The following is a 1985-nucleotide window of genomic DNA, read 5'->3' as shown; positions in this document are numbered from 1 at the left end:
TTCCTGGGTCAGCGACAGCATCAGCAGATTCAACACAGACTTTTACTATCAAAGCCGCGAGTACATAAAGGAATGTTTTTTGACCAACAGGCAAATCGCTTAGAAAATAAAAGCTCATTCATCTAAGAACATAACCTACCGGGTACGAAGAGACATCTTTGTAGTTGAGTTCCAAAATAGAACGGCTTTGAAATTTCTGGCGCAGGATGACACTTTTGATGTGATTGCGACAGGTTTTCTTCTTGGAATAAATTATAGGGAAATTTCTTCTATTCCAGTCGGCTATGAGCGTCAGTACGAGATGCATTCTCTTGATTTTGAGGAATTTCTTTGGGCTTTGGGAATTGAGCAGAGCGCGATTTTAAGCCTGAAAGAAAACTTTGACAATAAAATCCCAGTTGAAAAAGGCGGCACTTCATCTTTGGATTCCCTTCTTAAAAAAGATGAAATAAAATACGGCTACAAGATAGTAAACGGCAATGTTGTGCAGACTGGAAAGAAAATCACGGTTCCGCATTATATGTGCATGTTCTTGTAAGGAGTTCAGGCGGATATGGGCAAGGCGGAGAAAAAGATAGATTCCCGCATCGAGTGCGAGAATGACAACATGTTAATATATTAAAAAATCAGTACATGAATCCCAGCAGCCAGATAGGAATTTGTCTGTCTGTGCCAAATTCTATGTCGTCGGCGATAATGTATGAGTCTGGAATTTCTTGAATTTGTTTGCGCTTTTTGTTCTTCCCGCCTACTTCAAAAGTGTATTTTGAGTCCACAAAGAAATCACTTTCCTCTGAAAAATCAACTTTATGGGAATGTAAAAGTTGGTTTAGAACAAAAGTTTCCCGGCGGTTGCCTGTATTTGTATTTTCTCCGTTAAAAAGTTCCATAAGATTTGTGTTTTCCATCAGTATCTTTTCGGGTTTTTCAAGCACGCTTAATCCGCGTGATTTTTTATAAAGCTGATTTATAAGTTTTGCGTCTTCCAGATATTTTAAATATATGAGCAAGGTCTGCCTTGAAATTCCGATTTTTGCGGCAAGCTGTGTTATGTTTGGAATGAACGGGGCAGACTCGCCTATGATAGCCAGAAGTTTCTTTATTCTTGGAATATAGGCGATTTCCAATCCGCGGAGAAAAGGAAGCTCAACTTCTAGAATCATGTTCAGGGTTTCATTCAGGCGGTTAAAATAATCGTCTTTTCCTTCTAAAAAGTACGGATAATAGCCAAAAGATAGATAATCGTCAAAAAATTCAAACGGCTTGATTTTTGATGCGATTTCCGCGGAAATCTGCTCGTTGTTCTCTAGTATTTCTTCCAATGTAAAAATTGGAAAATCGTGTGCTTTTATCAGCGAAAGATACTCGCGGAAAGAAAGCCCGGTCAGCTCATAAACTAAAGTTCTGCGGCTTAAATCCGCTCTGCCGTTCAGAATTTCAAGCAAGGAAGAACCAGTGAATGCGATGTGAAGTTCCGGAAAATCATCATAAAGATTTTTGATTTCCTTTGACCAGTTTTCATATTTATGCACTTCATCAAGAAAAAGATGTGTGCCGCCACGGCTTACAAATTTTTCTGCAAGTTCAACAAGTGTATTGTTTGAAAAATAAATGTTGTCAAGGCTTACATAAAGAACTTTGTTCAGATTATTGGAGAAAGTTTTTTTTATGTGCTGCAAAAATAATGTTGTTTTTCCAGTTCCTCTTGAGCCTCTTATGCTTATAAGCCGCACATTCCAGTTTATTTTTCTTTCCAGTTCGCGCTCAAAGGTTGGAAGCGGGGCGGTCATTTTCTTTCTGAAAACTTCGATTAGTTTTTCCATAGCCTGATTTTATAATACATTGTTCAAATTGTTAAGTGGACTTAACAATTTTTGATTGATTTTGTTAAGTGGATTTAACAAAATTGACTGGACTTCATTTGTTGACAGAAAGAAATCCTAAGCATGGCAATCTTGCTAGAGGATTATCAACCGAGTTTCTTT

Annotated in this window: 2 protein-coding genes; one reads left to right on the top strand and one right to left on the bottom strand. The window is 37.8% G+C overall.

Annotation, left to right across the window (positions count from 1 at the left end; genetic code table 11):
- The first annotated feature begins 187 nt into the window (after window positions 1-187).
- A complete protein-coding gene (locus B4C08_RS07725) occupies window positions 188-538 on the top strand; it encodes a hypothetical protein (protein WP_296664258.1) in 351 nt (116 codons plus the stop codon).
- Between the two features lie 88 nt (window positions 539-626).
- On the opposite strand, the gene B4C08_RS07720 is transcribed toward B4C08_RS07725, so the two are convergent.
- Entirely contained in the window at window positions 627-1823 is a 1197-nt protein-coding gene (locus B4C08_RS07720; protein WP_296664257.1) for an ATP-binding protein, read from the bottom strand.
- Between the last annotated feature and the right edge of the window lie 162 nt (window positions 1824-1985).

The sequence above is a fragment of the Treponema sp. UBA753 genome (assembly GCF_002297325.1).
GTDB lineage: Bacteria > Spirochaetota > Spirochaetia > Treponematales > Treponemataceae > Treponema_D.
Note: the sequence above shows the minus strand (reverse complement) of the source record. Positions and strands in the feature narration are given on the sequence as shown.